This is a genomic window from Anaerofustis sp. (genome assembly GCF_019420015.1).
Lineage (GTDB): Bacteria > Bacillota > Clostridia > Eubacteriales > Anaerofustaceae > Anaerofustis.
Map to the genome: position 1 here is coordinate 1 of NZ_JAHZIA010000018.1, position 6408 is coordinate 6408.

General features: G+C 32.0%; 8 protein-coding genes. All 8 read right to left on the reverse strand.

Features of this window, described 5'->3' with window-relative positions:
• On the reverse strand, positions 1–539 hold a 539-nt coding region (locus QZ357_RS04495; protein ID WP_290772351.1), incomplete at its 3' end, for a FeoB small GTPase domain-containing protein.
• 62 nt (positions 540–601) lie between these two features.
• Complete coding sequence (locus QZ357_RS04500) at positions 602–844, reverse strand: FeoA family protein (RefSeq protein ID WP_290772353.1); 243 nt, start codon at positions 842–844, stop codon at positions 602–604.
• A gap of 208 nt (positions 845–1052) precedes the next feature.
• Positions 1053–2240, reverse strand: a complete 1188-nt coding sequence (locus QZ357_RS04505) for an iron-containing alcohol dehydrogenase (RefSeq protein ID WP_290772356.1) — start codon at positions 2238–2240, stop codon at positions 1053–1055.
• A gap of 99 nt (positions 2241–2339) precedes the next feature.
• The gene (locus QZ357_RS04510; protein ID WP_290772358.1) at positions 2340–2543 is read right to left on the reverse strand and encodes a zinc ribbon domain-containing protein; all 204 of its coding nucleotides are present in this window, start codon (positions 2541–2543) and stop codon (positions 2340–2342) included.
• 42 nt (positions 2544–2585) lie between these two features.
• Positions 2586–3191, reverse strand: coding sequence for a hypothetical protein (locus QZ357_RS04515; RefSeq protein ID WP_290772360.1), 606 nt, complete (start codon positions 3189–3191; stop codon positions 2586–2588).
• Between the two features lie 4 nt (positions 3192–3195).
• Positions 3196–3951 (reverse strand): exodeoxyribonuclease III, encoded by a 756-nt coding sequence (locus QZ357_RS04520; RefSeq protein WP_290772361.1) that lies wholly within the window; start codon positions 3949–3951, stop codon positions 3196–3198.
• A 185-nt stretch (positions 3952–4136) separates the two neighbouring features.
• Positions 4137–4460, reverse strand: coding sequence for a GIY-YIG nuclease family protein (locus tag QZ357_RS04525; protein WP_290772363.1), 324 nt, complete (start codon positions 4458–4460; stop codon positions 4137–4139).
• Between the two features lie 362 nt (positions 4461–4822).
• Positions 4823–6408: heavy metal translocating P-type ATPase (locus QZ357_RS04530; RefSeq protein WP_290772366.1), on the reverse strand; the 1586-nt coding region annotated here is incomplete at its 5' end.

A 6408-nucleotide genomic window follows, 5' to 3' on the forward strand; every position in this document is an offset into this window, starting at 1 on the left:
GCGCTTAACAGTGCACTCAGAGTTTTTGGACGTCTTGCGGTTACTCCGACCACAGGAACGCCCAAATATTCGCTCAAGAGTTCCAAATTTATAGAAATACCTTTCTTTTTTACTTCATCCATCAAATTGACGCAAACAATCACATTATTTGTTATCTCAAAAGTTTGATACACCAAATTTAAATTTCTTTCTATACATGTTCCGTCAATAACAACAACCGTTACATCCGCACCTCCGAAACAAATATAATTTCTGGCTATCTCTTCTTCTTGTGAATTTGACATGAGAGAATAGGTTCCCGGTATATCTACAAAAAGCAAATCTTTATCTTTATATCTGCAATTTCCAACCGCATTCCCTACCGTTTTACCAGGCCAATTACCCGTATGCTGATGCATTCCGGTAAGAGCATTAAATACCGTGGATTTTCCTACATTTGGATTTCCCGCAAGTCCTATTGTATAATCACAGCCTATGGTCTTTTCAAAAACATCCGCTTCCAAAACCTTTCGCCCTGTAGATCCTGCTGTAAGTCCCATTACATCACCCCTTTTTTATTTCTCATTACTAAAATATGCAAAAAAGAGTGATATTGTTACCTCTATTCATAAATGTCAAAAATATATATTTTATCCGCATCTTCTTTTCTTATGGCAATCACAGTACCTCTTATTTCATAAGCTCTGGGATCTCCGAGCGGACTGATCAAAACAGGCGTCACTTTTGTTCCTTTAACAATACCAAGATCCAAAAAACGTCTTCTTTCATCTCCGTTACATTTTATATAAGCAACTTCTCCTGTTTTGTTCATTTCCATATTGCTTAGTTTCTTTTGTATGCTCATTTTGTCCTCCAAATTTTTCCCATTATTATTATATGTATAAGAACGAAATATTGATACCTCTACGGTTATATACGAATTTAAATTTATCCACAAATTTAAATCAATTAAAATATCTGTTTTATTGTTTAGTAAAAACAAAAAGAACTTAAATATGCTATCGCAGTATTTCATATAAAAATAAAAGATTTAGGGAAAATCCCTAAATCTTTTATTTGTTTGCACTTACATAAATAGGGTAAATATCTTCTTCTGTAAGAGGAAGAAGTTTACCGACTTTCGTACCTTTCACATAGAAACATTTATTTGTAAGTTTTCTTAAACTCTCTTCATCTTGAACTCCTATTCCAAGTTCACTGAAATTTGTAGGCATATTTATTGATCTAAAATATTCTGTAGTCGCTTTGATTCCCTTATTGGCAAGCTCTTCATCGCTTCCTTCCGTTATTCCCCATACATTTCTGGCAAATCTGGCAAATCTTTCGATATCTCTGTTTTTTACATAATTTGCCCAATGAGGCCACATAGTAGAAAGAGATGCTCCATGTGCAACATCAAAAGTAGCACTTAGAGAGTGACCGAGTCTGTGAGTTGAAAAGTCCATAGGCGCTCCCAAACCCGTAAGTCCGTTATGAGAAAGAGAACCTGCCCACATTATTTCACTCATTGCATGGTAATCTTCTTTGTTTTTTGAAGCAATTCTTCCGTTTTCTATAACCGTTCTTAAAAGAGCCTCTGCAATTTCATCCGTTAAATCATTTTGACAGCCGTCTAAATCGGTAAAGTATCTGTCCATTGTATGCATCATAATATCCACAATACCGCAACCAACCTGATAATCAGGAAGAGTAAATGTAAGTTCCGGATTCATTATTGCAAATTTAGGTCTGTTAAAATCAGTAGAAAGACCTCTTTTCACACCCGTTTCTTCATTTGTAAGCACTGCAGAATCACTCATCTCGCTTCCTGCCGCCGAAATAGTAAGAATCACACCTACAGGAATTGATTTCTGCACTTTTTCTTTACCTTCCCAGAAATCCCATATATCAATATCAGGATTTGCAACTCCATGAGCTATTCCTTTAGCTGTATCAATTACGCTTCCACCTCCTACGGCAAGAATAAAATCCGCACCGAAAGCCTTGGCTTCTTCAACACCTTCTCTGGCAAGAGACAACCTTGGATTGGGTTTCACTCCACCAATCATTCTATATTCTATATTTTTATCTTTTAATGATTTTTCTACTCTGTCAAGAAGTCCGCTTCGTTTTACGCTTCCTCCTCCATATACTACATATGCTTTTTTTGCTCCGTCTTTTTTTAGTTCGTCCCCTACCTCATTTTCTCTTCCTTTTCCGAAAATCACTTTTGTAGGAGTGTAATAATTAAATTGCTGCATAACCTACCTCCGTTTAATTTATTAAAAGGGAAATTAAATCCCATATCAAATCAAAATCATTGTAACATACATAATCATATAATAAAATATTTCCGTAAATTATCCCATTAAATAATCCAATACATCCATTCCCGAGCTTGTAGCACCTTTATACAGTTCCGTATAACCGCAATTTGTGCAACTTACAGTTATAAATTTCTTATTTTGCACATCAAATAGTTTAGCAAAATTTCCTCCCGTTGCCTGAAATTGATCACTTGAAAATTCACTGTTCCCGCACTTTACACATTTCCAATTAGACATATATCTCCCTCCTTTAAATAAAAATTTTATTTCATAATATATTTAGTTGAACAACAATAACTCTCTTACCATTTTACCATCCATTTTTTTATCCGATATAGCACTATGTATGAAATCAGCTGTTTTATCTAAGTGCTTTATCTTTTCTATTAAAATGAGTGATTTTACTATATCAAAAAGAATAAGATCTCTTCCACTTTCGCGAAAACCTTTTAAATCAAGTCCCATCAAATAATCAGATACTTTTTCAATCAGCTCAGGATAATGCTTTATCCATATGGGAATTGATTGTATACAATGCCTTGCAACTGAGTAATTATCAAAATTACAACATTGTAAATAGCTGTCAATAATATATAAAAATTTATTATCATCGTATTTTTTGGAATACTTTGCATTTTTGGCAGTCAAATATAAAGCAATGTGTTTATGATATGGATTTTTGCTGTTTAACATATCTTTAAAAATATCAAAATAAGGATAAACATCTTCAGAAAATTCACTTCTCTTTTTTAATAAAAGAAAAGAATTATATCTGAGATTGCTGTTTTTTGACTTTAAATTATCCACCAACAATGAGATATCTTTTTTACTTAACAATACAGATAATTCATCTACTTCATTTTTTGTTATATTCCCAAAATCCATATTATTATAAATCTATATCTAACATTACAGGACAATGGTCAGAACCCATAACATCAGAAAAAATAACAACATCTTTTATCTTATCTTTTATCCTGTCACTTACAATAAAATAATCTATTCTCCATCCGGCGTTATTTTTTCTGGCATTAAACCTATAAGACCACCATGTATATACACCTGTTGTATCAGGATACATAAACCTGTACGAATCTATAAACCCTCTGTCTAAAAGAGCCGTCATTTTTTCTCTTTCTTCTATGGTAAAACCGGCATTCTTTTTATTTGTTTTAGGATTTTTAAGATCTATTTCCTTATGAGCCACATTTAAGTCCCCACACATAATAACAGGTTTCTTTTTATCCAACTCGCATAAATAATCGGCAAAGTAATCTTCCCATTCCATCCTATAATCTAGTCTCTTAAGCTCATTTTGCGAGTTTGGGGTATATACATTTACCAAATAAAAATCCTCAAATTCAAGAGTAACAACTCTTCCTTCCGTCGAAAACTTTTCATCATCAAGCCCCAATTTTACACTTAACGGTTTTACCTTTGTAAAGCACGCTGTACCCGAATATCCTTTTTTTTGCGCATAATCCCAGTACTCTTCATACTTTGGTATATCCATTTCTATTTGTCCTTCTTGAAGTTTTGTCTCCTGTACTGAAAACACATCAGCATCAACTTCATTAAAAAAGTCCATAAATCCTTTATTTACACAAGCTCTAAGCCCATTTACATTCCATGTTACCAACTTCATAATTAAAAACCTTTCCTTTATGTCAAATTTAATTTATTCAGTTATTTTCAATTTAATATCAAAAAAAATAAATAATACATACATAAAATTTTATTGTTGCAAAATTATATTAACGCTCTTTAGAATCATAGTATTTGACAAAGAATAATAAAAATTTTATATGTTTTGTTATTTATAAAAATACATCAATAAAAAAGACTTGTATCCACGTTCTCATATTCCTCTACATTAAGTATTTTATCAAAATAAATATGAAGATCATGAGGGTTTTTGATTAACATTTCTTTTTCAGACTTCGTTAACTTCTTTATCCTATATTCAAGCTTTGATGCCATTATACGATTTTCACTCTTCCACACACATTCAAGGTTTTTTACCCGGTGCTTAAGAGTATATTTCGCACATTTACTCCCTCTTTGAATATGCTCTTTAACTCTTCTTTTTACATCAGTGGTTATTCCGGTATATATCGTATTGTCTATACATCTTAACATATATGTGTAATACATCTGTATTTCTCCGATAAAACAATTCTTCTTTTAAGTTATTATAAACCTTTTAATATATTTTACAATATAAATATACGTATTCTGCCGATTTTTATTTTATGCATCAAATAGAAGTAGTAATAAATTATAAACAAAATAATTCATATTCCTTTTACCCCATATATTCCCATATAAACAAATAGTTTTAATATATTTAAATATACTAAAATATATTGAATTTCTGATAAAAGCCTATCTTTATAACTTTAAATAAAAAAGAGGATAAAACCTCTTTTTCTTAATAATATAAAATATTTTTTTCTTATTGTCATTATAAAATTAAGATAATCAATTATAATTTTTTTATAATTATCTCAAAATTTTTATTTTATTTTAACTACTTTATATCCGGCTTTTTTCACAACATCTTTTATAACATCCTCGCTTATATCTTTATCCAAAGTTATATAAGCACTTTTTGTATTTAAATCAACACTGCTTACCTTTAAACCATCAACCTCACTCAAAGCTTTTTCAACTGCGTTTGTACAATGTTCACAACTCATTCCTTTTATCACAATCTGCATATCTTGGTTTGTAGATATTTCTATTTCATTTTCATCTTTATAATCATCATGTTTTCTGCCATTTTTAAAGTCTGATTTAAAGAACTTTAATCTGAGTGCATTTGTAACAACACAAACACTGCTCAAACTCATAGCTGCTGCACCAAACATAGGATTAAGTTTCCAACCCAACATGTAAAAAAATACGCCTGCTGCCAAAGGAATTCCTATACTGTTATAAAAAAATGCCCAGAAAAGATTCTGTTTTATATTCCTTATAACGGCTTTACTTAACTTAATTGAAGTAACAACATCAAGCAAATCGTTTTTCATTAAAACAATATCCGCACTTTCTATAGCAACATCAGTACCTGCACCTATTGCTATCCCCACATCGGCTCTTGCAAGAGCAGGGGCATCATTTATACCATCACCAACCATTGCAACTGTTTTGCCCATTTGTTGTATCTCAAAAACTTTTGCTTCTTTATCATCGGGAAGCACTTCCGAAATTACTTTAGGAATATTTAATTTTTTTTGTATTGCCTTTGCCGTTCTTTTATTATCTCCGGTCAACATTACAACATCTATTCCCATATTTTTAAATGCATCTATTGCATCCTTACTGGTTTCCTTTTCTATATCACTAACTGCAATAATTCCGATTACCTTCTTACTGTCAGCAAAAATCAATGGAGTTTTCCCTTCATCCGCAAGATTGTTGATAATATCGTCATAATCTTTAATATCAACACCTACATCCGCCATTAAATTTTTATTTCCGGCATAATACAATTCTTCATTTATAACAGCTTTTACACCTTTACCGAATATTGCCTCAAAACCTTTTACATCTTCACCATTTATGACTTTTTTATCAGTATATTCAATAACAGCTTCAGCCAAAGGATGCTCACTATTTTTTTCAAGAGATGCCGCAATCGTTAAAAGTCTCTCTTCAGTATCTTCAAAAACCATAACATCCGTAACAATCGGCTCGCCTCTGGTTATTGTACCTGTTTTATCTAAAATAACAGTATCTACATTATGAGCTATTTCCAACGCTTCACCGGATTTTATAAGTATACCGTTTTCTGCACCCTTTCCTGTACCAACCATAATGGCAACCGGAGTTGCAAGTCCCAAAGCACAAGGACATGAAATAACTAGAACTGAAATACCTATTGAAAGCGCAAATTCAAAACTCTGTCCTAAAGCTAACCATACGACACTGGAAATAAGTGCAATGCCTATTACAACAGGAACAAACACTCCTGAAATTTTATCTGCTATTTTAGCTATCGGAGCTTTTGACGAAGAAGCTTCTTCCACAAGTTTGATTATTTTGTTTATCGTCGTATCTTCATTCACGTTTGTGGCTTTAAATTTAAAATATCCCGATT